This is a genomic window from Roseococcus sp. SYP-B2431, from assembly GCF_004336745.1.
GTDB lineage: Bacteria > Pseudomonadota > Alphaproteobacteria > Acetobacterales > Acetobacteraceae > Roseococcus.
This window is the reverse complement of record NZ_SJXD01000025.1, coordinates 125,589-148,984: the sequence shown is the minus strand read 5'-3', so window position 1 is coordinate 148,984 and position 23,396 is coordinate 125,589. Positions and strand designations below refer to the sequence as shown.

20 protein-coding genes are annotated in these 23,396 nt (G+C 70.0%); 6 read left to right on the top strand and 14 right to left on the bottom strand.

Translation table 11 applies throughout. From position 1 onward, the window contains the following. Positions 1–51: 51 nt before the first annotated feature. A complete protein-coding gene (locus tag EJV46_RS12000) occupies positions 52–1,119 on the bottom strand; it encodes an alpha/beta fold hydrolase (protein ID WP_165585494.1) in 1,068 nt (355 codons plus the stop codon). Positions 1,120–1,209: 90 nt separating this feature from the next. Between EJV46_RS12000 and EJV46_RS11995 the strand changes: the two genes are divergently transcribed. The 4 genes from EJV46_RS11995 (at position 1,210) to EJV46_RS11980 (ending at position 6,887) form a co-directional block, all read left to right on the top strand. Beyond that, positions 1,210–1,434 carry a zinc-finger domain-containing protein gene (locus EJV46_RS11995; protein ID WP_206020786.1) on the top strand — a complete coding sequence of 75 codons (225 nt, stop codon included), beginning with the start codon at positions 1,210–1,212 and terminating at the stop codon, positions 1,432–1,434. Continuing rightward, positions 1,418–4,246 (top strand): DNA polymerase I, encoded by a 2,829-nt coding sequence (gene polA, locus EJV46_RS11990; protein ID WP_131548891.1) that lies wholly within the window; start codon positions 1,418–1,420, stop codon positions 4,244–4,246. Before EJV46_RS11995 ends, polA begins: the two co-directional genes overlap by 17 nt. 4 nt (positions 4,247–4,250) lie before the next feature. Next, positions 4,251–5,462: an MFS transporter gene (locus EJV46_RS11985; protein WP_131548890.1), complete on the top strand. Its 1,212-nt coding sequence runs from the start codon at positions 4,251–4,253 to the stop codon at positions 5,460–5,462. 309 nt (positions 5,463–5,771) lie between these two features. Next, on the top strand, positions 5,772–6,887 hold the full coding sequence (locus EJV46_RS11980) for an alpha/beta hydrolase (RefSeq protein WP_131548889.1): 1,116 nt from the start codon (positions 5,772–5,774) through the stop codon (positions 6,885–6,887). A 5-nt stretch (positions 6,888–6,892) separates the two neighbouring features. On the opposite strand, the gene yghU is transcribed toward EJV46_RS11980, so the two are convergent. From yghU to thrC, 9 genes are all read right to left on the bottom strand, one after another. Next, on the bottom strand, positions 6,893–7,768 hold the full coding sequence (gene yghU / locus EJV46_RS11975; RefSeq protein ID WP_131548888.1) for a glutathione-dependent disulfide-bond oxidoreductase: 876 nt from the start codon (positions 7,766–7,768) through the stop codon (positions 6,893–6,895). A gap of 45 nt (positions 7,769–7,813) precedes the next feature. Then, positions 7,814–8,542 carry an RES family NAD+ phosphorylase gene (locus EJV46_RS11970; RefSeq protein ID WP_131548887.1) on the bottom strand — a complete coding sequence of 243 codons (729 nt, stop codon included), beginning with the start codon at positions 8,540–8,542 and terminating at the stop codon, positions 7,814–7,816. Between the two features lie 3 nt (positions 8,543–8,545). Beyond that, positions 8,546–8,986, bottom strand: a complete 441-nt coding sequence (locus tag EJV46_RS11965) for an antitoxin Xre-like helix-turn-helix domain-containing protein (RefSeq protein WP_131548886.1) — start codon at positions 8,984–8,986, stop codon at positions 8,546–8,548. A 64-nt stretch (positions 8,987–9,050) separates the two neighbouring features. Further along, complete coding sequence (locus EJV46_RS11960) at positions 9,051–10,310, bottom strand: ABC transporter substrate-binding protein (protein ID WP_240782525.1); 1,260 nt, start codon at positions 10,308–10,310, stop codon at positions 9,051–9,053. A gap of 91 nt (positions 10,311–10,401) precedes the next feature. After that, a complete protein-coding gene (locus EJV46_RS11955) occupies positions 10,402–11,352 on the bottom strand; it encodes an MYG1 family protein (RefSeq protein WP_131548885.1) in 951 nt (316 codons plus the stop codon). Positions 11,353–11,483: 131 nt separating this feature from the next. Then, the gene (locus tag EJV46_RS11950) at positions 11,484–12,539 is read right to left on the bottom strand and encodes an SDR family oxidoreductase (RefSeq protein WP_131548884.1); all 1,056 of its coding nucleotides are present in this window, start codon (positions 12,537–12,539) and stop codon (positions 11,484–11,486) included. Positions 12,540–12,546: 7 nt separating this feature from the next. Continuing rightward, a complete protein-coding gene (locus EJV46_RS11945) occupies positions 12,547–13,875 on the bottom strand; it encodes a TldD/PmbA family protein (protein ID WP_131548883.1) in 1,329 nt (442 codons plus the stop codon). Then, complete coding sequence (locus tag EJV46_RS11940) at positions 13,872–15,137, bottom strand: pitrilysin family protein (protein ID WP_131548882.1); 1,266 nt, start codon at positions 15,135–15,137, stop codon at positions 13,872–13,874. Before EJV46_RS11940 ends, EJV46_RS11945 begins: the two co-directional genes overlap by 4 nt. Before the next feature lie 158 nt (positions 15,138–15,295). Further along, entirely contained in the window at positions 15,296–16,705 is a 1,410-nt protein-coding gene (gene thrC / locus EJV46_RS11935; RefSeq protein ID WP_131548881.1) for a threonine synthase, read from the bottom strand. Between the two features lie 183 nt (positions 16,706–16,888). Between thrC and aqpZ the strand changes: the two genes are divergently transcribed. Together aqpZ and EJV46_RS11925 are read left to right on the top strand one after the other, a co-directional pair. Then, the gene (gene aqpZ / locus EJV46_RS11930; RefSeq protein WP_131548880.1) at positions 16,889–17,635 is read left to right on the top strand and encodes an aquaporin Z; all 747 of its coding nucleotides are present in this window, start codon (positions 16,889–16,891) and stop codon (positions 17,633–17,635) included. Positions 17,636–17,706: 71 nt separating this feature from the next. Then, on the top strand, positions 17,707–18,153 hold the full coding sequence (locus EJV46_RS11925; protein ID WP_206020785.1) for a nuclear transport factor 2 family protein: 447 nt from the start codon (positions 17,707–17,709) through the stop codon (positions 18,151–18,153). A gap of 42 nt (positions 18,154–18,195) precedes the next feature. On the opposite strand, the gene EJV46_RS11920 is transcribed toward EJV46_RS11925, so the two are convergent. From EJV46_RS11920 to gcvH, 4 genes are all read right to left on the bottom strand, one after another. Then, positions 18,196–18,633: a cupin domain-containing protein gene (locus tag EJV46_RS11920; RefSeq protein ID WP_131548878.1), complete on the bottom strand. Its 438-nt coding sequence runs from the start codon at positions 18,631–18,633 to the stop codon at positions 18,196–18,198. 42 nt (positions 18,634–18,675) lie between these two features. Beyond that, positions 18,676–19,908 carry an ABC transporter substrate-binding protein gene (locus EJV46_RS11915; RefSeq protein WP_131548877.1) on the bottom strand — a complete coding sequence of 411 codons (1,233 nt, stop codon included), beginning with the start codon at positions 19,906–19,908 and terminating at the stop codon, positions 18,676–18,678. A 160-nt stretch (positions 19,909–20,068) separates the two neighbouring features. After that, the gene (gcvP, locus tag EJV46_RS11910; RefSeq protein WP_370323080.1) at positions 20,069–23,017 is read right to left on the bottom strand and encodes an aminomethyl-transferring glycine dehydrogenase; all 2,949 of its coding nucleotides are present in this window, start codon (positions 23,015–23,017) and stop codon (positions 20,069–20,071) included. Continuing rightward, on the bottom strand, positions 23,014–23,388 hold the full coding sequence (gene gcvH / locus EJV46_RS11905; RefSeq protein WP_131548876.1) for a glycine cleavage system protein GcvH: 375 nt from the start codon (positions 23,386–23,388) through the stop codon (positions 23,014–23,016). Before gcvH ends, gcvP begins: the two co-directional genes overlap by 4 nt. Positions 23,389–23,396: the final 8 nt, after the last annotated feature.

Below are 23,396 nucleotides of genomic sequence, written 5' to 3'. Positions count from 1 at the left end.
CGTTCCCTTCATCGTCTCACGCGCGCGGCGGCGCCGTCCAGAACAAGCGCCTCAGGGGTCCGGCGGCGTCGCGGCGAGCCATGCCCGCCCGCGCTCCTCGGCCGGCAGCGGCTGCCGCGGCCGCTCCATGAAGGCCAGGATGTCGCGGGCGATATCGGCGCGGATCGAGTCCCGCAGCAGCAGGTGCCAGCCATCCGGATAGTAGGCCACGCGCGGGACATGCGCGTCCCGCAGCGCCCGGCGCGCGATGCTGACGGGCACCACCTGGTCCTTGCCGCCCACCATCAGCAGCACCGGCACCTCGGCGCAGCAATGCGGCAGCGCGGCCACGGCGCGGTCCATCAGCTCGACGACGCCGGCCACCATGTCCATGCGGACGTTGCGCAGGATCAGCGGATCGCTCGAGAAGCGGCGCAGCGCCTCCATGTTGTCGCTGGCCGTGATGCCCGCCGCGCTGGCCGGCACAGCCAGCGGCCCGATCGCATGCGAGGCCCCCCAGAGCAGGGTCCGCAGGAAGCCAGACAGGTAAGGCCCGCCCCAGACTCCCGGAGAGGAAAGGATCACGCCGTCCACATCGGTCGGCCGTGCCGCCAGGGCGACCGCGCCGCCCATGCTCTCGCCCAGCAGGAAGATGGGTACGCCCGGATGCCGGGCGCGGATCAGCCGCAGCGCGTCGCGCGCATCGGCGATCAGCGTGTCGGCGCCCGGCCAGTAGCCGCGCGCCCGGTTCCAGCCGAAGCCGCGCTGGTCGTAGGCATAGACGGTGGCGCCGCCGGCCGTGAGCAGCGGCCCGCCCTCCAGCAGGAAATTACCGCCATGGTCGGTAAGCCCGTGCAGGGCCAGAACGACGAAGCGCGGCGGCCCCTCCGGCCGCCAGACCCGCAGCGGGAGATGCGTCCCGTCCGTCATCACCAGGGTCGCCTCCGGCATCGGTCCCGAGGGTTGGGGCCGCGGGGGCGAGGGCGCGAGGGCGTAGGAAGGCCAGGGGTACCAGGGCATCGGCGGAGCCACAAAGGGCTCGATTCCCGCCTGGCGGGTCGGCGGGCCGGCCGGGATCACCACGGGGGCGCAGGCGCTCAGGGACAGCAGGGCCAGGAAGAGGGCGGTGAGCAGCTTCATGCCAAGGGCATATGGGCGCGCATGCGGCTGGTCCATCCAGGGGGGAGGGCCTATGTTGCGGCAAACACGCGGCAAGGATGAAGGCTTCGCATGCGCGATCCGCAGATGACCGGCTATACCCCGAACCTCACCCCCGGCGTCACGCCGGAGGATGTGATCCCGGTCGAATCCCGCAAGATTCCCTGCGACGGCGGCGCCGGCGCGCTGGGCCATCCGCGGGTCTGGCTCCGCATGGAGGAGCATCAGGTCACCTGTCCCTATTGCTCCAGGACCTACCGGCTGAAGGAAGGCTTCGGCGATGACGGCCACCATTGAGGCGGACACAATCGACGGTTCGGTGATCCCCTCGGCCGAGCCGAGGACCCCGCCGCCTGGCGACCCGCATCTGATCCTGATCGACGGCAGCGGCTACATCTTCCGCGCCTATCACGCGCTGCCGCCCATGACCCGGCCGGACGGCACCCCGGTGAACGCCGTCTTTGGCTTCGCGCAGATGCTGGAGAAGTTCCTCAACCAGAACAGCTCCAGCCACATCGCGGTCGTCCACGACAGCGCGCGGCAGACCTTCCGCAACGACATCTACCCCGCCTACAAGGCCCATCGCCCCGAGCCGCCGGAAGACCTGATCCCGCAATTCGCGCTCATCCGCGAGGCGACGGAGGCCTTCGGCGTCGCCCAGCTGGAGCTGCCCGGCTATGAGGCGGACGACCTGATCGCCTGCTACGCGAAGGCCTTCGAGGCCGAGGGCGGCCGCGTCACCATCGTCTCCTCCGACAAGGACCTCATGCAGCTCGTGCGGGAGCGCGTCTGCATGCTGGACCCGATCAAGCAGAAGCCCATCCGCGAGCCCGAGGTCTTCGAGAAGTTCGGCGTGGCGCCCGGCATGGTCGCGCAGGTCCAGGCGCTGGCCGGCGACGCGACGGACAACGTGCCCGGCGTGCCCGGCATCGGCATCAAGACCGCCGCCCAGCTCCTCACCGAATACGGCGACCTGGAGACGCTGCTGGCCCGCGCGGGCGAGATCAAGCAGCCCAAGCGGCGCGAGCTGCTGCAGACCCATGCCGAGCAGGCGCGCATCTCGCTCAAGCTGGTCACGCTGGATTGCGACTGCCCCCTGCCATTGCCCTTCGAGACGCTGGTCGCCCGCTCGCCCGAGCCGGTGCGCCTCGGCAGCTTTCTGGCCGAGAACAATTTTCGCTCACTTCTCGCGCGGCTCGGCCTGGGCGACGGCGGCCCGCCGAACCGGCCCCGCCCCGTGGTGCAGCCGCATACCGACGAGCCGGGCGATCCGCTCGAGATTCCCTTCGGCGTCTATCACTGCATCACCGACATGGCCGACCTCGCGGCCTGGGTCGCCGAGGGCAGGGCCGCCGGCGTCGTCGGCCTCGACACGGAGACCGACAGCCTGGACGCGCTCGCGGCCGAGCTCGTCGGCATCTGCCTTGCCGTCGCCCCGGGCCGCGCCTGCTACGTGCCGCTGCGCCATGCCAGCCAGGACCTGCTCGCCGAGACGCCGGTCCAGCTTCCGCACGACCAGGTGATCGAGGCGCTGCGGCCGCTGCTGGAAGATCCCTCCGTCCTGAAGGTCCTGCACAACGCCAAATACGACCTGGAGGTTCTCGCCAACCCCAAGAACGGCGGCATCCAGGTCTCGCCCTTCGACGATACGATGATGATCTCCTATGCGCTGGAGGCCGGCGCGCATGGGCACGGCATGGACGAGCTCTCGCAGCTCCATCTGCGCCACAAGCCGATGGGCTACGACGAGGTGACCGGCACCGGCCGGGCCCGCATCTCCTTCCATCACGTCGCGCTCGACCGCGCGACCTGCTACGCCGCCGAGGATGCCGACGTCACGCTGCGCCTCTGGCACACGCTGAAGCCGCGCCTGCGCGAGGTGAAGGCGCTCTCGCTCTACGAGCAGGTGGAGCGGCGGATGATTCCCGTCCTCGCCGCCATGGAGCAGGCCGGCGTGAAGGTGGACGGCGCCGAGCTGGCCCGCATCGGCGCGGATTTCGGCGAGCGGCTCGTGGTGCTGGAGGCCGAGTGCCATCGCCTGGCCGGCCGCGCCTTCAACGTCGGCAGCCCCAAGCAGCTCGGCGAGGTCCTGTTCGACGAGATGGGGCTGAAGGGCGGCAAGAAGGGCAAGACCGGCGCCTATTCCACCGATGCCTCCGTGCTGGAGGATCTGGCGGCCCAGGGCAACGAGCTGCCGCGCGTGGTGCTGCAGCACCGCCAGCTCGCCAAGCTGAAGTCGACCTATGTCGAGGGGCTGACCGCGCAGATCGCCGCCGACGGGCGCGTCCACACGGACTACTCGCTGGCTTCGACGAGCACGGGCCGCCTAGCTTCCACCGAGCCGAACCTGCAGAACATCCCCATCCGCAACGAGGAGGGGATGAAGATCCGCCGCGCCTTCGTGGCGGAGCCCGGCCATGTGCTCATGAGCGCCGACTATTCGCAGATCGAGCTCAGGCTCCTCGCGCATCTGGCCGAGGTGCCGACGCTGCGCGAGGCCTTCGAGCAGGGCGAGGACATCCACTCCCGCACGGCGGCCGAGATCTTCCACCTCGACCCGGGGAAGGTCGACAAGGAGGCGCGCCGCCGCGCCAAGACGATCAATTTCGGCATCATCTACGGCATGAGCGCCTTCGGCCTCGGCGCCCGGCTGGGCATCCCCGCCGGCGAGGCACGCGGCATCATCGATGCCTATTTCGCCCAGTATCCCGGCATCCGGAACGAGATGGAGCGCCTGAAGGACGAGGCGCGGATGAAGGGGTATGTGCTGTCCCCCTTCGGCCGCCGCCTCTGGATCCAGGACATCGGCGCCAAGGATCCCGTGCGCCGCGCGGGGGCCGAGCGACAGGCGATCAACGCCCCCTTCCAGGGCGGCGCCGCCGAGATCATCAAGCGCGCCATGGTGCGCACGCCCCGCGCCCTGCGCGAGGCCGGGCTCAGGACCCGCATGCTCCTCCAGGTGCATGACGAGCTGGTCTTCGAGGTGCCGGAGGCCGAGACCGAGGCCGCCGGAGCAACGATAAGAAAAGTCATGGAAGGCGTCGCCGAGCTGCGGGTTCCGCTGCTGGTCGAAGTGGGTCACGGCGCCTCCTGGGCGGAGGCGCATTGAGGCCATGTCGTCCAGCTTCTCGCCGGAGGAGCGGAGAACCCTCCTCTCCGTCTCCGGCGCGCATTTCGTCAGCCACCTGCACCTGCTGGTCCTGCCGCCCCTCTTCCCGCTGCTGCGCGACAATATGGGCGTCGGCTTCCTCGAGCTGGGCTTCGCGCTCACCCTCCTGAACATCGTCACCTTCTTCACCCAGGCGCCCATGGGCCTGCTGGTGGACCGGGTGGGGGCGCGGCGCATGCTGGTCGCGGGGCTGCTGCTCGGCGGCGTCGGCTTCCTCGTGGCGGGGCTGGGCGGCAGCTACGCCTGGCTGCTGGCCGGCGCCGTCCTCGCCGGGCTGGCGAACAGCGTCTATCACCCGGCCGACTACGCCATCCTGGGCAGCGCGATCGACGACGCGCATGTCGGCCGCGCCTTTTCGCTGCACACTTTCGCCGGCTATGCCGGCGGCGCGGTCGCTCCCTTCCTGATGCTGGGCGTGGCGAGCTTCGGCGGCGTCACGGGGGCGCTGCTGCTGGCCGCGCTGCTCGGGCCGCTGGCCGCGATCCCGCTGCTGCGGGGCGCGATGGACGAGCGGCCGGCGCTCCGCCGCGCCCGAGGCGCGGCCAAGGGAGAGACGAGCGGGCCGCGGCTGCTCAATTCCGCGGTGCTCTCGCTGCTGGTCTTCTTCACGCTGATCGCCTTCAGCAACACCGCAATCCAGGGCTTCGCCGTCTCCGCCTGGGAGGCCGCGAGCGGCGTCTCGCTGACCGCGGCGAATGTCGCGCTCACCGCCTGGCTGGCCGCGAGCGCCGTCGGCGTGCTCGTGGGCGGCTATGTGGCGGACCGGACCAGGCGCCACGGCCTCGTCGCCGCGCTGGGGCTCGGCGCCGCGGCCGTGCTGATCCTGATCGCGGGGCTGGGCGACCTGGCGGCCGGGCCGCTGACGGCGGTGATGACCGTCTCCGGCCTGCTCTCCGGCCTCATCATGCCCTCGCGCGACATGATGGTGCGCGCCGCGGCGCCGCCGGGCCAGGCGGGCGCGGCCTTCGGGCTGGTGAGCACGGGCTTTAGCATCGGCGGCATCGTCGGGCCGGTGGGCTTCGGCTGGTTGCTCGACCATGGCCAGCCGCATGCCATCTTCCTGATCGCCGCGGGCCTGCTGGCCGGCGCCGTGCTGATGTCGCTCGTGCAGGAGGCGCGGCGCGGCAGGCGGATCGCGCTGGCGCCGGCGGAGTAGCCGGGGATCGCGGCGATCTTCCGCAGCGCCGCCACCCAGTTCCAGCAGTTTCGCACCGCTCGGCCGCGGATCAGGGCATGCGGCCCGAGGCGCCGCGGCGGCTCTCGACCATCCTGCTGGACAAGGCCCTTGCCGAGGGACGCTCGTCGATACGCCGGTTTGGCGCGGGACAATATCCAGGCTGGCCCTTACCTTAAATTTAATCCCTACATTCAAATATATTCAGCGCATCGGGGAATCTATTAAATATTCCTCGACAGAAGGACTGTTTGCTCCATCATCCCGGAAAATACCAAACGGGAGAGGGCCATGCCGGACAGATCCACGGTCGTCTACTATGCGACCAATCGGAGCGCGCTCGACGACGCTTTCGCGACCGCCTCGCCGGCGGATCCCCGGAGGCTGACGCTCGGGCGCACTACGGTCCAGCGGCTCGGCAACGCGCTGAAGACCGAGGAGGGCCGCCACCTCCTCGCGCCGCCCGACAACAGCGGCAACGACGATTTCGCCGACCTCGCCACCGGCGGCTGCGCGCGGCTCCTCGACGACTGGCTGGCGGCGGCGGCCGACCTGGCCGGGGTCGCCGTGGTCTTCCTGCACGGCTTTTCCAACACCTTCGGCACCGCCATCCGCCGCGGGGCGCAGCTGACGGAGTTCTATGGCGGCGCCGATCTGAAGCTCGTTCCGCTGGTGTTTTCCTGGCCTTCGGACGGCCGCGTGATCGTGGAGAAATCAGGCCTCAACTTCACCGGGGGCGCCATCGCGCAATACAAGGCCGACCAGGCGGATGCGAGAGCCTCCGGCCCCGCGATCGCGCGCCTCCTCGTGGCCATCCAGCACGCCCGCGCGCGGCAGAGCGGCGGCGCCCGCGCGACGCGCCTCTGCCTGCTGGCTCATTCCATGGGAAATCTCGCCCTCGCCACCGGCCTTCGCGAGCTCGACAACGGCCTGATGACGACGGCCATGCTGAACCTGTTCGACCACGCCGCGCTGGTCGCGGCGGATGTCTCCACCGACGTCTTTTCGGCGGGGCGGTCGATGCGCAGGATCGCCGAGCTGGCCAGGCAGGTCACCGTCGGCACGAGCTACGACAACATGCTCTCGGTCGCCAGCGAGAAAGCGAACGGCGTCCGTCGCCTCGGCCATTCCGGACCGGACGATCTGTCGGTCCTCCCGAAGAACGTGGAGGTGGTCGATTTCTACCCGGGCCTGGACTACGGCACGAAGGAGCGGGTGCTGCCGACCGTCGAGGGCGGCGGCACCGAATGGGACGTCATCGGCCATCAGTGGTACCGCAACGACATCAGGGCGCGCGCCGATCTCGCCTTGGCCATGGCGGGAAAGCCGGCGGCCAAGCGGAAGAAGCTGCAACTCTCCCAGCAGGTGGATACTTTCCGGGCGAGGCAATTCTTCCTCGCCCAGTAGGGCGGTCAGCCGGCCGGCGCCAGCCTGTCCTGCGTCTTGGTCTCGAAGTCGCTGGCGTCGTGGCGCTCATGAAGCTGCGTCGCGGGCTCGCCGGCGAGGCGGTTCACCATCCGCCCGCGCTTCACCGCCGGGCGCGCCCAGAGCTGCTCCGTCCAGCGCAGCACGTTCCTGTACTCGTGGGCGGCGAGGAACTCCGATCCGCCATAGCTGTCGAACTTCACCAGCCCGCCATACCAGGGCCAGATGGCCATGTCGGCGATGGTGTAGTCGGGCCCGGCCACGTACTCGCTCTCGGCCAGCCGGCGGTCGAGCACGTCGAGCAGCCGCTTCGTCTCCATCGTGAAGCGGTCGATCGGATATCCCTGCCTGGTCGGCGCATAGGCGTAGAAGTGGCCGAAGCCGCCGCCGATATAGGGCGTGCTGCCCATTTGCCAGAACAGCCAGGAGAGCGTCTCCGCGCGCGCGGCCGGCGCGGTGGGCAGGAAGGCACCGAACTTCTCCGCGAGATGGACCAGGATCGCGCCGGATTCGAAGACGCGGATCGGCTCGGGCCCGCTGCGGTCCACCAGCGCGGGGATCTTCGAATTGGGATTGGCCGCGACGAAGCCGCTGCCGAACTGGTCGCCCTCGCCGATGCGGATCAGCCAGGCGTCGTATTCCGCGCCCTTGTGGCCCAGGGCCAGCAGCTCCTCGAGCAGCACCGTGACCTTCACCCCGTTCGGCGTGCCCTGCGAGTAGAGCTGCAGCGGGTGCTCGCCGATGGGCAGCTCCTTCTCGTGCGTGGGGCCCGCGATCGGCCGGTTGATATTGGCGAAGCGGCCGCCGCTGGCCTTGTTCCAGGTCCAGACCTTGGGCGGGGTGTATTCGGTGCTGCTGCTCATCGTCCTGGAGGCTCCCATTCGTTGCGCCTGCCACGCATGTGGACATCAACCGTCGCTTGCCAACCGGGCCGGCGATGGCCGCTCCACCCGCGGCTCGCGCGCGCCCGCCCAGACCGTCCGCAGGATCGCCCCCTGCGCCACCGACTGCACCGCATGCGGCCAGAGCGCGACCAGGCAGGTGCCGCCGGCCCGCCGCAGGGAGGGATAGACGATGCCGTTGAGACCCTCGCTCCGCGCCTCATGGCCGAGGCGATTGCCGGCCGGATAGCCGGTGCCCGGGTCGGGATCCAGGCAGACGGGCCGCGGCGTCAGCTCCCGCAGGTCGACGAAGGCGCCGGCGAAGCTGGCCCACATCTCCGCCCAGTCGATGACGGCGTTCCAGTCCCGGACGCGGTCGAGCTCGCGCGTGATGTGGAAGACGACCTCGGCCAGCGAGGTCTCCTCCTCCAGCGCGGCGTACCAGGCGCCGAATCCCGCATCGTTGAAGCGGTTGGATTCGCGTGGCCGCCAATAGGCGAAGGCCGCGTTGACGAAGTTGGCGTGCGGCCGGCCGTCCGGAAAGCTCGCGGCCAGCATGGCCTCGGAGGTCAGCCGGGCGCTGGTGCCGCCCTCGATCTCGGCGAGGTCGCGGGCCAGCTGCTCCAGCTCGGCACGGGGCCGGCCGGCCAGCGAAGGATCGTCCAGCAGCAGGTGCAGCACGGGATCGCGCAGGCGCGCGGAAGCGACGAGCCGCACGGCGCGCGGCTCGGCGAGGAGCGTGACGGGAAACTCCAAGCCTCAGAGCCCGCCGCGCAGCGCGTCCACGTGCTGGCGGATCTCGATCATGCCCGGGATGCCGCGCGCGATCATCGCCTCGACGGGGCTGAGGTTTCCGAAGAGCGGCCCGGCATTGCGCAGCCGCACCCAGCGATCCGCCATCCCGTCGGCGAAGAGCAGGTGCAGGCCCTTGAAGACGCCGATCATGGCCGAGGCGCGCATCATCTGGTCCTGCGAGAAGGACTGCCGCCAGGCGCCGGCCTTGATCCGGTCCCAGGTGGTTTCCGAGACGCCGACCAGTGCCGCGGCCTCGGCGCCGGTCAGCTTCCAGGCGCGCGCCAGGCCGCGAAGGGCCGTGATGGCCGCTGGGGTGAGCCGGGCCCTGTCCTCGTCCAGCGCGAAGGTCTGCGGCGGCAAGGGCGGCGGCGCGGCCTGCAGCAAAGGGGTGACGGAAGCGGGCATAGGGCAACCTCCACCCGCTACATAGGATCCAAATGAGGAACCTTCAAGCACCAAATGAGGAAGGCTACCCCCGCCGCAAGAGCGGGCACTCGCTCTCGGCCGCCGGGCGATAGGCCTGGTCGCCCGGGATGGTCTGCACCACATCCAGCAGGTCCCACTCGCCGCGCGACTGGTTCGGCCGCTTCGCCCTCATCAGGTACATGTCGCGGATGATGCGGCCATCCTCGCGGATGCGGCCGTTCCTCGTCATGAAGTCGTTGATCGGCGTGGCGCGCATCTTCTCCATCACCGGCTGCGCCGCGTCGGTGCCGGCGGCCTTCACCGCGTTGAGGTAATGCGTGACGGCGCCCCACATGCTGGCCTGGAACATCGTCGGCGGCCGGCCGTGGATGCGGGCGAAGCGGGTGGAGAAGGCGCGCGTCCCGTCGTTCTGGTCCCAGTAATAGGCCTCGGTGAAGACGAGGCCCTGCGCCGTCTCCAGGCCGATCGCGCGCACATTGGTCAGCACGCAGAGCAGCGCGGCCGGCTGCATCCCGCGCCGCATCAGCCCGAACTCGCCCATCTGCTTCACCGCGTTGATGAGGTCGGTGCCCGCGACCGCCAGGCCCAGCACCTGCGCGCCCGACTGAGCCGCCCGCAGCAGATGCGCGGAGAAATCGCTCTCGTTCAGCGGCGCGCGGGTGGAGCCCACCACCTCGCCGCCCAGCGCGCGCACCACCGCCGCGCCATTGGCTTCAAGCGAATGGCCGAAGGCGTAGTCCGAGGTGAGGAAGAACCACTTCCGCTTGCCCTCGGCCATCATGGCCGTGACGGTGCCGCGCGCGAGCGCGTAGTTGTCATAGGTCCAGTGCAGGCCGTTCGGCGTGCAGCCGGTGCCGGTAAGGTCGGTCGTGCCGGCCGCGACGGTCACGTTGATCTTGTTCTTCTCGCGCGTGAGCTGCTGCACGGCCAGCGCGACCGCCGAATTGCCCAGGCCGAAGATGGCGTCCACCCGCTCCTGGTCGTACCAGCGCCGGGCGATGCCCATGCCGATATCCGGCCGGTTCTGCAGGTCCCCGTGGACCAGCTCGATGGGCGCATTCAGCACGCGGCCGCCGAAATCCTCGACGGCCATGCGGGCCGCGACGACATCGCCCATGCCCTGCTGGTCGGCGAAGACGCCGGACATGTCGTCGAGGACGCCGATCTTCACGACATTGTCGGAGGCCTGGGCCAAGGCGCGCCCGGCCGGCCAGATGGCCGCCGTGGCCAGTCCGGTGCCGCCCAGCATGAGCGAGCGGCGTGGCGTCAGGGAATATGTCTTCGGCGCGGTGTCGCGGTCCATGTGGTCGTTCCTCTCCCGGCGGGCCCTCGTCGAGGGGGCCCGTCCTTTGCGGGAAGGATCATGAACATCGTGCGGAGGGCCGCAAGGGATTTCAGGCGGCCATGGCCCTTCGCGCCATCTCCACCGCGCCGTCGCGCGATTTCGCCGCGGCGACGAAGCGGCGCAGATGCACGAAGACGGCGTCGGCGACGCCCGTCGTCTCCGCGAGCGCGGCGGACTCCAGCCCCGCCCAGGCCTCCGGCAGCGGCAGCCTCTGCGCGAAGGAGCCCGGCTCCGGCGGCACGGCGTCGAGCATCCATTGGCCGTTCGAGGCGGGCGAGACGGTGAAGAGCACCGGCAGGTCATGGGAGAAGACGACGTTCTTCCAGGGCATGCCGCGCTCCAGCACCAGGATGCGCGGATCCTCGGCGGCCCGATAGGCGGCGAGCACGTCGGCCTCGGCCGCCAGCCGCGCCCGCAGGCCATCGACACGGCGGCAGAGCACGCCGGCCACCAGCTCGGCCGCCTCGAGGAAGGCGACATCGCTGCCGGGGGAACCCTGCCCGGCCGGGTCGTCCCAGCTCGGATTGAAATCGCCGACCAGGGAGGCAAGGTCCAGATGGTCGCGCCGAACCGGCCCGGCGGCGGCCACGCCGTTGTCGTTCTCGTCGATCCACCGCACCAGGCTCTCATCGAGCTCGGCGGCGATGGCGGGCGCGAAGCGCTCCGAGCCGCTCATCTTCAGCAGCGACGCCACCGCGCGCTCGCCATGCCCGCGCCAGACCAGCCCGGCCGAGGAATAGGGCGTGCCATCGGGGCGCAGCGGCGCGCCGCGCTGATGGTGGTCGAAGCGGTTCGCCGCCTCGTCGAAGACGAAGCCCACATCCCAGACGATATCGGCCGTCTCCAGCAGCTCCGGCTTGCGCGTGCGCCGCAGGACATGGTCCTGGCCCGCCTCGCGCAGGCCGAGGGCCAGGCGGAGCACCGCATAGGCGAAGACCTCGTCGCAATGGAACTTGCCGCCATGGGTCGCGAGGATGGGGAGCGGCTGGTCGGGAGTCATGGTCGATCCGATGTGAAGTGAGCGGAAGGCGTCGCGCGCCCGTGCCTAGATGGGCGGGGCGGACGCGTCCATCTCCGGCAGCGAGTTCCAGCCATCGCGCAGAAGCCGGGGTGGCTTCCGGCGCCCCGGGGTCAGGCGGGCGGCAGGATGCGCAGCTCCCGATAGGCGGCGATCTGGTCGGAGAACATCCGCCAGCTATCCACGAAGCCGGTGAAGCCGGCCTCGCGCGCGGCCGTCATGGAGCAGAGCACGTCGTAATCCATGCCCATGAAGAAATCGAAGAAGGCCCAGTTCGCCACCTGGTCCAGCGGCAGGGCGAGGCCATGGCGGGCGCGTATCCGCTCCCAGACCTCCTCCTTGCCTTCGCTCCAGAAGGTCATGTAGCGGCTGGCCACGCCGCCCGGCCGGCAGCCGAACTGCTCCGCCAGGAAGGGCCAGAGATCCGACCAGCGAAAGGCGTCGCCATTGGTCATGTTGAAGGCCCGGTTGGCGCAGCGCGGCTCGCCGAGCATCCAGAGCACGCCTTCGGCCAGAAACTTCGCGTCCGTCACCTCGTGCAGGGCGTTCCAGGTGCTGGGCCAGCCCGGGAAATCGAAGGGCTCGTCCAGCTCGCGGCAGATCGCGGCATAGGCGCCCAGCGTCGAGACCATGTTGCGGGCGCGCCCAGGCGCCACGTCGAGCACGAAGTTCGGGCGGCTGGTGGACCAGACCCAATCCTTGCCGCGCTGGCGCCCGGCGATGAAATCCTGCTGGTCGTAGTAGAAGTTCGGCGGCGGATGGCGCGGATCGTCCTCGCGCGCGGGCGTGCGGTAGGGGCCGAGATGCATCCCGTACCACTTGGCGCCCTGGATGAGATGGATATGCGCGAGGCGCGGCAGGCCGGCCTCGGCGGCATCCACGAGATTGCGCAGCATGCGGAGATTGGCCGGCACGTCCTCGACGCCCGTCTCGCCATGCGGCGCGCGCGAGGCGTAGACGATGCGGGAGATGTCCGGCCGCGTGGCCAGCGCCGCCGTCAGGCCCACCCGGTCGCCGAGGTCGGCGGCAAGCCAGAGGTCGTCCCCGGGCGGCCGGTTCCGTGAGAGGCCGATGACCGTCTCGCCCGGCTGGGCCCTGCCCCGCTCCAGGACGCGGCTCGCAGCCGCGCCCGTGGCGCCGACGATCAGCGTAACGCGCGTGTTCTCCATGCGGGGATCATGCCCCGGCGAGCGTCATCCCGTCGATGCGCAGCGTCGGCACGTCGGTGCCGCGCTTGTAGACGAGGTCGTCCGCCGCGGTCATGGCCAGGAACATCTCGGGCAGCTTGCCGGCGATGGTGATCTCGCTGACCGGCTCGGCCAGCTGGCCGTCGCGGATCATGAAGCCGGCCGCGCCGCGGGAATAGTCGCCGGTGATGCCGTTGACGCCCATGCCGATGAGCTCGGTGACGTAGAGTCCCTCGCGGATATCGGCCATCAGCGCCGCGGGCGAGAGCGGCCCCGGTTGCAGCCAGAGGTTGGTCGGCGCGGGGCCCGGCGGGCCGCCGGTGCCGCGCGCGGCGTGGCCCGTCGTGGCCAGCCCGAGCTGCTTCGCGCTGCGGCCGTCGAGCAGCCAGGTGGTGAGCACCCCGTTCTCGACCAGCGCCCGGCGCTGGCCGCGCTGGCCCTCGCCGTCGAAGGGCCGCGAGCGCATGCCGCGCGGGCGCAGCGGGTCGTCCATCACCGACATCGTCGCCGGCAGGATCGCCGTGCCCAGCGCCTCCTTGAGGAAGGAAGTGCCGCGCGCGATGGAGGCGCCGTTGATCGCGCTCACCAGATGGCCCAGTAGCGAGTTCGCGACGCGCGGATGATAGACCACGCTGAGCATCGTGCTCTTCGGCCGCGTGGGGTTGAGGCGGGCTACGGCCTGCTCGCCCGCGCGACGGCCGATGGAGGCCGCGTCCTCGAGGTCGGAGAGGAAGGTCGCGCTGGTATAGTCGTAGTCGCGCTGCATGCCCGTGCCCTCGCCGGCCAAAGCCGTGGCGGAGACGGAATGGGAGGAGCGCGTGTAGGTCCCGAAGAAGCCGCGCGAGGTCGCCAGCGCGCGCGAGCCGCGCGACCAGCCGGCCGAACCGCCCTCGCTGTTGGTCACGCCCTTCACGGAGAGCGCGGCCTCCTCGGCGAGGGCCGCGCGGGCGAGCAGGGCTTCGGCATCGGGCTCCGCATCGTCGCAGAGGTCGAGCGGCCCGGCCTCGATCGGCGCCGGCGCGTCGAGCAGCGTGGCATAGCCGTCCTCCGGCACGACCTGCGCCATGGCGACGGCGCGCTCGGCGAGAGCCGCGAAGCGGGAAGGCGAGGCATCCGTGCCGCTCACGATCGCCATCCGGTTGCCGAGGAAGACGCGCAGGCCGATGTCGGCGCTCTCCGAGCGCTCCAGCTGCTCGATGGCGCCGAGGCGGCGCTGCACGGCCAGCGAGGCCGAATGGACCAGCAGCGCATCGGCCTGCTCCGCCCCGGCGTTGCGCGCCGCGTCGAGCAGCGCGCCCAGGAGATCCGCATCGCTCATGCCGCGAGCTTGTCCGCGATGTCGCCGAGTGCCGGCACCTTCGCGATCGGCCCCAGCGCCGCCAGCGTCGGCCGCCCGCGGAAGAGCCGCGCCGCCGCGCGCTGGATGTCCTCCACCGTCACCGCCGCGATGCGCGCCTTGGTCTCCTCGGTCGGGATTACGCGGCCATGCACCTGGAGCTGCCGCGCGATCTGCTCGCAGCGGCTGCCGGTGCTTTCCAGCGACATCAGCAGCGAGGCGCGCAGCTGCGCCTTGGCGCGATTCAGCTCCTCCATCGTCACGTCCAGCTGCACGCGGCGCAGCTCCTCGACGGCGACGGGAACGAGCTCGGCCACCTGCTCCTCGCCCGTGCCGGCATAGAGCGCGAAGACGCCCGTGTCGTGATAGGGGCTCGCGAAGGAGTAGATCGAATAGACCAGCCCGCGCTTCTCGCGGATCTCCTGGAAGAGCCGCGAGGACATGCCGCCGCCCAGCAGCGTGGAAAGCAGCTGCACAGGGTAGTGGTCCGGATCGGAATAGGTCGCGGACGGGAAGCCCAGCACGATATGCACCTGGTCGAGGTCGCGCTCCTCGCGGAACTCGCTGCCGGAATAGCGCGCCGCCTCCGGCTCGTGCGGGGTCACCGCCGGCAGGTCGGCGAAGTGCTGGTTCACCAGGGACAGCAGCTGCTCGTGCTCCACCGCGCCGGCGGCGGCCACCACCATGCGCGAAGGTCCGTAGTGCCGCGCCATGTAGCTGGACAGCACGTCCCGCGGCATCTTCTCGATGATCTCCTCCGTGCCCAGCGTCGGGCGGCCCATCGCCTGGTCCGGGTAGCAGGCGAGCTGGAAGTGATCGAAGACGATGTCGTCCGGCGTGTCGTTCGCCTGGCCGATCTCCTGCAGGATGACGCCGCGCTCGCGCTCCAGCTCCTCCGGGATCAGCGTGGAATGGCAGAGGATGTCGCCGATGATGTCGGCCGCCAGCGCCGTGTCCTCCTTGAGAACCTTGCAGTAATAGGCCGTCTGCTCGCGCGCCGTGTAGGCGTTGATATGGCCGCCGACATTCTCGATCTCGCGCGCGATGGAGGCGGCGTCGCGCCGTGCCGTGCCCTTGAAGGCCATGTGCTCGAGGAAGTGGGAGGCGCCGTTCTCGGACGCCGTCTCGTTGCGCGTGCCGGCATGGACATAGGCGCCGATGGAGACGGTCTCCACCCGCGGCATGGTCTCGCTGGCGACGAGGAGGCCGCTGGGCAGGCGCGTGACGCGGACGGTATCGGTCATTTCGACGGGGGGACTTTCAGGGCTGGTCAGGCTGAGGTTCTTCCTAACCCGCTTCGGGCCAGGACGAAACATTTGCGCCTGGGAGGGGAGAATTCTGCCCCCCTGATATCGGGTGTCCCTCCCGGCGCTTTCAACCTGTACCCTGTCGGCAGAGCGCCTCAGGCGTCGGCCGTGTTCCGCCGCGCATGGGCCCGCACCTGGGCCTCGACCTCGCCGAGATCGTTCGGCAGCACCGTGAAGCGCTCCGGCCGTTCGTGGAGATCGGCCAGCGCCGGCGGCAAGGGCGGCCGGATGCCCGTCGCCCGCTGCACGGCGTCCGGGAACTTCGCCGGATGCGCCGTCGCCGCGATGATCACGGGAATGCGGCTCTCCGGCATCAGCGCGCGCGCGGCGGCGGTGGCGACGGCGGTGTGCGGATCGGCCAGATAACCCGTCTCGCGGTGCAGCCGCTGGATCTCGGCGAGCGTGCCGGCGTCGTCGAGCGTGAAGCCGGTGAAGTGCTTCGCCGCCTCCCGCCAGGCGGCGTCGGGCACCGGCATGCGGCCGGAGGCCCGGAAGTCCTTCATCTGCCGCGCGGTGGCCCCGGCATCGCGGCCCAGCAGCTCGAAGAGCAGCCGCTCGAAATTGCTGCTGACCTGGATGTCCATCGACGGCGAGAGCGAGGGCTCCACCGGCTTGGCGCTCATGTCGTTGGAGGCGAGGAAGCGCGCCAGGATGTCGTTGCGGTTGGAGCCGATCAGGAACTTCCCGATCGGCAGTCCCATGCGCTTCGCCGCCCAGCCCGCCAGCACGTTGCCGAAATTGCCGGTGGGAACGGAGACCGCCACCTCGCGGTCCGGCGCGCCCAGGCTCAGCGCGGCATAGGCGTAGTAGGGAATCTGCGCCGCGATGCGCGCCCAGTTGATCGAGTTCACCGCCGCCAGCCGCATCTCGCGGCGGAAGGGCGCGTCGACGAACATGGATTTCACCAGGTCCTGGCAGTCGTCGAAGCTGCCCTGGATGGCCAGGTTCATCACATTCGGCGAGGGCACCGTCGTCATCTGCCGGCGCTGCACGTCGCTGGTGCGGCCCTCGGGATGGAGGATCACGATGTCCACGGCCTCACGGTCGCGGCACGCCTCGATGGCGGCGCTGCCCGTGTCGCCGCTGGTGGCGCCGACGATGGTGATGCGCTCGCCGCGCTTCTTCAGCACATGGTCGAAGAGCCGGCCGAGCAGCTGCAGCGCCACGTCCTTGAAGGCCAGGGTCGGGCCGTGGAACAGCTCCAGCGCGAATTCGTTCGGCCCCAGCTGCACCAGCGGCACCACGGCCGGATGGCGGAAGCCGGCATAGGCTTCGGCGGTCAGCCCGCGCAGTTCCTCCAGCGTCAGCGCCTCGCCGGCGAAGCGGTGGATCAGCCGGGCCGAGAGCTCCGCATAGGGCAGGCCGCGCAGCGACCGCCACTCGTCGGGCGTCAGTGTGGGCCAGGATTCCGGAAGGAAAAGACCGCCATCCTCGGCGAGGCCGGCGAGTAGGACATCCTCGAAGCCGCGCGGGGCGGCCTCTCCGCGGGTGGAGACATAGCGCATGCCGGATGTTTAGGCCCTGGCGCCGCCCGGCGGTAGGGCTCGAGCCGCTTGGCAGCCCGGCCTTTGGCAACCCGGCTTCATCTTCCTTCCAATCAGGCTTGCGGCGATGTACGGTTTAAGAAATCGCGAAGTAACAGCGGATTTACGCGGATTTGACCTCACCGCAAACGGGAGAGAACAAACATGCGAAGCGATCTTCCCTGTCGCCTGACGGCGGAATTCATCGGAACATTCTGGCTCGTCTTCGGCGGCTGTGGCGCCGCCGTCTTCGCCGCCAGCTTCCCCGGCCTCGGGATCGGCTTCACGGGCGTGGCCTTCGCCTTCGGCCTGACCGTCCTGACCATGGCTTATGCCGTCGGCCATATCTCTGGCGGGCACTTCAACCCGGCCGTGACGCTCGGGCTCTGGGCCGCCGGTCGCTGCGCCAACGGCCATGTGCTTCCCTACGTCCTCGTGCAGCTCGCCGGCGCCATCGTCGCCGCGGCCATCCTTTGGGTGATCGCCTCGGGCCAGCCCGACTGGGTGCCGGGCGGCTTCGCGTCGAACGGCTATGGCCCGCTGAGCCCCGGGCGATACAGCATGGAGGCCTGCTTCCTGGCGGAGCTCATCCTCACCTTCGTCTTCCTGGTCATCATCATCGGCACGACCTCGAAGGGCGCGGCCATCGGCTTCGCCGGCATCCCGATCGGCCTGGCGCTGACGCTGATCCACCTGATCTCCATCCCCATCACCAACACCTCGGTGAATCCGGCCCGCAGCACCGCGCCAGCGCTCTTCGCCGGCGGCGAATATCTCGGGCAGCTCTGGCTGTTCTGGCTGGCGCCGGTTGCCGGGGCGGTGCTCGCCGGGGTGGTGGGCCGCATGCTCTACGAGCCGAGCGCGAGCGTGGAGACCGTGGTCGTGGAGGAGCGGCAGATCCCGGCGGAATGATGGACGCGGAATGATCGGGCGCGTAGCCTCGCGGCGGCCGGGAACCTCCGGCCAGGGAGGACGAAATGAAGATGAACCGTCGCCATATGGCCGCGCTCGGCGCGGCCGCGGCCGTGACCGCCGCTTTCCCCGCCGCCGCACAGACAGCTGACGACCGCGCCGTCGCCCAGGCCGTCGAGGCGCTGACCCGCGCCATGCTCAACCCGGACCGTGCCGCGCTGGAGGCGCTGGCCCATGACGCGCTGAGCTACGGCCACTCCGCCGGGCGCATCGAGAACAAGGCGGAGTTCGTCGGCAACCTGGTCGGGCGCGGCAACCCCTTCGGCGAGATCAACATCAGCGAGCAGACCATCGCCGTGGTGGGCGACGACGCGATCGTGCGCCACAACTTCACCGGCAACACGACCGGCGGCGGCCGCGTGACGCCGGTGCGGATCGGCATCCTGCAGGTGTGGAAGAAGCAGGGGACGAACTGGCGGCTCTTCGCGCGGCAGGCCTTCGTGCGGCCGGCGGCCTGATCAGGCTGTGGACCGCGGCACTGTCCCGCGGTCCACTTCGCCTCAGGCGGCCGCCCCCGGTGGGGCATCGCAAGGCCGCGTGTCCATGGGGCCAGGTATCGACAATTCGAGGATCTCGACATCGTCGGAGGTGGCGTATTCGTTGTGCTTCATTCCGCCCGGGATGAGCACCGCGTCGCCTGTCACATAGCGCTCGCGCACGCCGTTCTCGAAGCCGAGCTCGACCCAGCCGCGCAGCACGTAGATGAACTGGGCATCGCAGACATGGACATGCCAGCCCGTGGGCTCCGTCATGCCCGAAATCGCCGACATCACCTGCGCACGCAACCGCCCGCCCGTCGCCGCCGCGACGCCGAGGTCGCGATATTTGAAGAAGGGCCGGCGGCCGGGAACGAACCGGCTGTTCTCGGCCGTCGCCGCGACGAAGCTGACGGCTTCCGCCTGGGCCTCGGTCGGCGCTTCCATGGTTTGACTGCTCATCGTGACCTCCTGGGTGGATTTATGGGGCCGCACGCAGCGGCATCAGCTTCGGATCAGGCGGCATCCGCCCTCGGCCAGCGGGCGAAAGGCCTGCTCGCCCGATAATGTCTGAAGCACCTTGTAGTAGTCCCAGGCGCCACGGGATTCGCCGGGCGCCTTGACCTCGAAGAGATAGGCCGGGTGCAGCTTGCGGCCATCCGCGCGCAGGGTGCCGGCGCCGAAGCAGTCGTCATCCGTCGGCATGGCCTTCATCCGCGCGACAGCCTCGGCCCCCGAGGCGCGGATGGCCGCCACCCCCATGTCGCGCGCCGCCTTGAGGTAGTGCACCACGCCCGAATAGCAGCCCGCATGGATCATCGTGGGCGCGCCGAGGCGCGAGGCCGCGCGGAAGCGCTCGGTAAAGGCGCGCGTGCGGTCGTTGAGGTCCCAGTAGAAGGTCTCGGCGCAGATCAGCCCCTGGGCGGAAGGCAGCCCCAGCGCATGCACCTCGGTGATGAACATCATCAGCGAGCACATGCGCGTGCCGCGCCGCGCGAGGCCGAATTCGGCCGCCTGCTTCACCATGTTGATGAGGTCGCTGCCGCCGGCGGCCAGCCCCACCACCTTTGCCCGGCTGGCCTGGGCGCGCAGCAGGAAGGACGAGAAGTCCGTCGTGCCGGGGAAGGGAAAGCGGGCCGAACCCAGTACGCGCCCGCCGGCCGATTGCACGAAGCGCGAGGTCTCGGCCTCCAGCGAATGGCCGAAGGCGTAGTCGGCCACGAGGAAGAACCAGCTGTCGCCGCCCGTGCGCACGGTGGCCGCCCCGGTGGCATTGGCCAGCATGTAGGTGTCGTAGGTCCATTGCACGGTGTTGGGCGAGCAGCGCGCGCCCGTCAGCTCGGCCGTGCCGGCGCTGGAGGCGAGGAAGACCTTGTTCTTCTCCTGCGCGATGGACGACACCGCGAGGCCGGCCGCGCTCCCCGGCACGTCGATGATGACATCCACGCCGTCACGGTCGAACCATTGCCGCGCGATGTTGGTCGCGATGTCGGGGCGGTTCTGATGGTCCGCGGTGACGACCTCGACGCGCAGGTCGCCACCCGCGATTTCCTGCACCGCCATGCGCACGGCCGCGATGGAGCCGGGGCCGCTGAGGTCCTGGAAGGGCCCCGCCATGTCGCTCATCACGCCGAGGCGGATGGCACTGCCCTGGGCTCTCGCGCGGCCGAACGGCGCGCCTAACAAGGGTGCGAGGGCCGCTGTGGCCCCAAGCCAGTTCCGGCGGCTGATCGCCATGCTTCGTTTCCCCTTCGCCTTGGACCCATGCTCTGATGGCAGCGGTCCGTCCTCGGCGCGGGAAGCCTATCGCGCGAAAGCCCGGATGAACAAGGCGAAGGCGCGACGGCCGTCAAATCTCGTGGAATGGGAGGGTCCGACCCTCCCATTCCGATGGTGTCTACTCGGCAGCCTGAAGCTGCATTTCCTCCGCATAGGCCTCGAGCGGCGCACAGGTGCAGATCAGGTTGCGGTCGCCATAGACATTGTCGACGCGCTTCACCGGCGGCCAGTACTTGTGGGCCTTCACGTAAGGCAGCGGGAAGGCCGCCTCCTCGCGGGTGTAGGGATGCGTCCACTCCGTCGCCATCACCTCGGCGGCGGTGTGCGGCGCGTTCTTCAGCGGATTGTCCGCCCGGTCCATCCGGCCCTGCTCCACCGCGCGGATCTCGCCGCGGATGGCGATCATGGCGTCGCAGAAGCGGTCGAGCTCGGCCTTGGTCTCGCTCTCCGTCGGCTCCACCATCAGCGTGCCGGTCACCGGCCAGCTCATCGTGGGCGCGTGGAAGCCGTAATCCTGCAGGCGCTTGGCGATGTCCTCGACCATCACGCCGCCGCCCTGCTGGAAGCCACGGCAGTCCAGGATGCACTCATGCGCCACCATGCCCTGCCCGCCCCGGTAGAGGATCGGGAAGTGGTCGCGCAGCCGCACCGCCATGTAGTTGGCGTTGAGAATGGCGATCTGCGTGGCGCGGGTGAGGCCCTCGCCGCCCATCATGCGGATATAGGCATAGCTGATGGGCAGGATCGCCGCCGAGCCGAAGGGCGCGGACGAGACCGGGCCGAAGCCCGTCGCCGGCCCGGCCTCGGCCACCAGCGGATGGTTCGGCAGATGCGGCGCGAGATGCGCCGCCACGCCGATCGGCCCCACGCCGGGGCCGCCGCCGCCATGCGGGATGCAGAAGGTCTTGTGCAGGTTGAGGTGGCAGACGTCCGCGCCGATCGAGGCCGGCGAGGTCAGCCCCACCTGCGCGTTCATATTCGCGCCGTCCATATAGACCTGCCCGCCCTGCGCGTGGATGAGCGCGCAGATCTCGCGGATCTTCTCCTCGAAGACGCCGTGGGTGGAGGGATAGGTGATCATCAGCGCGGCGAGGTTCTTGCCGTGCTGCTCCGCCTTCGCCCGCAGGTCGGCGAGGTCCACGCTGCCGTCGCGGTCGCTGGCGACGACGACGACCTTCATGCCCACCATCGCCGCGCTCGCGGGATTCGTTCCGTGCGCGCTGGAGGGAATGAGGCAGATGTTGCGGTGATGGTCGCCGCGCGCGTGGTGATAGGCGCGAATGGCCAGCAGCCCGGCATACTCGCCCTGGCTGCCGGCATTGGGCTGCAGCGAGACGGCCGCGAAGCCGGTGACGCCACAGAGCCAGGCCTCCAACTGGCGGATCATCGCGATATAGCCCTGCGCCTGGTCGGTCGGCGCGAAGGGGTGGATGTCCGCGAAGCCGGGGAAGGTGACCGGGATCATCTCCGCCGTCGCGTTCAGCTTCATCGTGCAGGAGCCGAGCGGGATCATCGAGCGGTTGAGCGCGACGTCCTTGTCCTCCAGCCGCTTCATGTAGCGCAGCATGGCGTGCTCGGCGTGATGCGACTGGAACACCTCCGCCTCAAGAAAAGGCGTGGTGCGGACCAGCGCGGCGGGCTCGCCGCCAGCCGGGGCCAGCGTGGCGAGATCGCCGCCATGGAAGAGCGCGACCAGCGCGGCGAGATCGGCGCGGTTGACGGTCTCGTCCAGCGCGATCGCGACGGCACTGCCGTCCACGCGGCGCAGGTTGAAGCCGGCGTCCAGCGCCGCCTTCATGATCGCGTCGGTCTTGCCGCCCGTCTCGATGCAGACGGTGTCGAAGAAAGCCGCATGACGCAGCTTGAAGCCACCCTTCGCGGCCGCCCCGGCAACGAGGCGCGCCTGGAGAGCCACGCGGCGCGCGATCTTCCTCAGCCCCTCCGGCCCGTGCCAGACGGCGTACATGCTCGCCATCACGGCCAGCAGCACCTGGGCGGTGCAGATGTTCGAGGTCGCCTTCTCGCGGCGGATATGCTGCTCGCGCGTCTGCAACGCGAGGCGCATCGCCGGGGTGCCGGCCGTGTCGACGGAGACGCCGACCAGGCGGCCCGGCATCAGGCGCTTGAGGGCGTCCTTCACCGCCATGTAGCCGGCATGCGGGCCGCCATAGCCCAGCGGCACGCCGAAGCGCTGCGAGGAACCGACGACGATGTCCGCCCCCATCTCGCCGGGCGGCTTGAGCAGGGTCAGGGCCAGCAGGTCGGCGGCGACGATCGCGATCGCGCCGGCCGCCTGGGCCGCGGCGATCTCGGGCGCGATGTCGCGCACCTCGCCCGTCGTGCCGGGATACTGCGTCAGCACCGCGAAAGGCTTCTCGGCGGCAATGGTCGCGGCAAGATCAGCCGGCGCGGCCAGGACGACCTTAATGCCCACGGGCTCGGCGCGCACCTGCACCACGGCGATGGTCTGCGGGTGGCAATCCGTCGCGACGACGAGGGTGTCGCCCTTGTTGCGCTGGGAGGAATGCGCGAGCGTCACGGCCTCGGCGGCCGCCGTGCCCTCGTCGAGCAGCGAGGCGCCGGCCATGGGCAGGCCGGTGAGCTCGCCCACCATGGTCTGGAAGTTCACGAGGGCTTCGAGGCGGCCCTGCGCGATCTCGGCCTGGTAGGGCGTATAGGCCGTGTACCAGCCCGGATTCTCCAGGATGTTGCGCAGGATCACGGGCGGCGTGTGCGTGCCGTTGTAACCCATGCCCAGCAGGCTGCGCTTGCGGATGTTGCGCTCCGCCAAGGCGCGCAGCTCGGCCAGCGCGCCGGCCTCGTTGACGGGGCTCGGCAGGCCCTCCAGCGTCATGCCGCGGATGTCGGCGGGTATCGTCCGCGCCGTCATCTGCTCCAGGTCGGCGCAGCCGATGGTCTTGAGCATGGAGGCCACCTCGGCCTCGGTCGGGCCGATATGGCGGCGGATGAACTCGCCCTGATCCTCGAGGACGGCGAGTTCCTGGAGAGCACCCTTGGCCGGCTGATTCACGCCCTCGCTGGCGCTCGTGCGATCAGACGGGCTCACCCGAGGGTGTCCACGTAGGCGGCGTAACCATCGGCGTCCATCAGGTCGTCCGGCAGCTCGCCGTCGAGCTCGATCTTGAAGAACCAGCCCTCACCGGTCGGCTCGACATTGATCTTCGCGGGGTCGTCCACCAGGGCGGCATTCACCTCGACGATCTTGCCGTTGATCGGCGCATAGACGTCGGAGGCGGCCTTCACGCTCTCCACCACGGCCACGGCCTCACCCGAGGTCACGACGCGGCCGGTCTCGGGCAGGTCGACGAAGACCACGTCGCCCAGCGCGTTCTGCGCATGGTCGGTGATGCCGATGGTGGCGACGCCGCCCTCCATCCGGATCCATTCGTGGTCCTTGGAGAATTTCATCTCGGACATGGCGGTTT

What these genes read in the sequence shown, in the direction of transcription:
- EJV46_RS12000 (WP_165585494.1), bottom strand. Translation starts at nt 1,119, where the DNA reads ATGAAGCTGCTCACCGCCCTCTTCCTGGCCCTGCTGTCCCTGAGCGCC.
- EJV46_RS11995 (WP_206020786.1), top strand. Translation starts at nt 1,210, where the DNA reads ATGCGCGATCCGCAGATGACCGGCTATACCCCGAACCTCACCCCCGGC.
- polA (WP_131548891.1), top strand. Translation starts at nt 1,418, where the DNA reads ATGACGGCCACCATTGAGGCGGACACAATCGACGGTTCGGTGATCCCC.
- EJV46_RS11985 (WP_131548890.1), top strand. Translation starts at nt 4,251, where the DNA reads ATGTCGTCCAGCTTCTCGCCGGAGGAGCGGAGAACCCTCCTCTCCGTC.
- EJV46_RS11980 (WP_131548889.1), top strand. Translation starts at nt 5,772, where the DNA reads ATGCCGGACAGATCCACGGTCGTCTACTATGCGACCAATCGGAGCGCG.
- yghU (WP_131548888.1), bottom strand. Translation starts at nt 7,768, where the DNA reads ATGAGCAGCAGCACCGAATACACCCCGCCCAAGGTCTGGACCTGGAAC.
- EJV46_RS11965 (WP_131548886.1), bottom strand. Translation starts at nt 8,986, where the DNA reads ATGCCCGCTTCCGTCACCCCTTTGCTGCAGGCCGCGCCGCCGCCCTTG.
- EJV46_RS11960 (WP_240782525.1), bottom strand. Translation starts at nt 10,310, where the DNA reads ATGGACCGCGACACCGCGCCGAAGACATATTCCCTGACGCCACGCCGC.
- EJV46_RS11955 (WP_131548885.1), bottom strand. Translation starts at nt 11,352, where the DNA reads ATGACTCCCGACCAGCCGCTCCCCATCCTCGCGACCCATGGCGGCAAG.
- EJV46_RS11950 (WP_131548884.1), bottom strand. Translation starts at nt 12,539, where the DNA reads ATGGAGAACACGCGCGTTACGCTGATCGTCGGCGCCACGGGCGCGGCT.
- EJV46_RS11945 (WP_131548883.1), bottom strand. Translation starts at nt 13,875, where the DNA reads ATGAGCGATGCGGATCTCCTGGGCGCGCTGCTCGACGCGGCGCGCAAC.
- EJV46_RS11940 (WP_131548882.1), bottom strand. Translation starts at nt 15,137, where the DNA reads ATGACCGATACCGTCCGCGTCACGCGCCTGCCCAGCGGCCTCCTCGTC.
- thrC (WP_131548881.1), bottom strand. Translation starts at nt 16,705, where the DNA reads ATGCGCTATGTCTCCACCCGCGGAGAGGCCGCCCCGCGCGGCTTCGAG.
- aqpZ (WP_131548880.1), top strand. Translation starts at nt 16,889, where the DNA reads ATGCGAAGCGATCTTCCCTGTCGCCTGACGGCGGAATTCATCGGAACA.
- EJV46_RS11925 (WP_206020785.1), top strand. Translation starts at nt 17,707, where the DNA reads ATGAACCGTCGCCATATGGCCGCGCTCGGCGCGGCCGCGGCCGTGACC.
- EJV46_RS11920 (WP_131548878.1), bottom strand. Translation starts at nt 18,633, where the DNA reads ATGAGCAGTCAAACCATGGAAGCGCCGACCGAGGCCCAGGCGGAAGCC.
- EJV46_RS11915 (WP_131548877.1), bottom strand. Translation starts at nt 19,908, where the DNA reads ATGGCGATCAGCCGCCGGAACTGGCTTGGGGCCACAGCGGCCCTCGCA.
- gcvH (WP_131548876.1), bottom strand. Translation starts at nt 23,388, where the DNA reads ATGTCCGAGATGAAATTCTCCAAGGACCACGAATGGATCCGGATGGAG.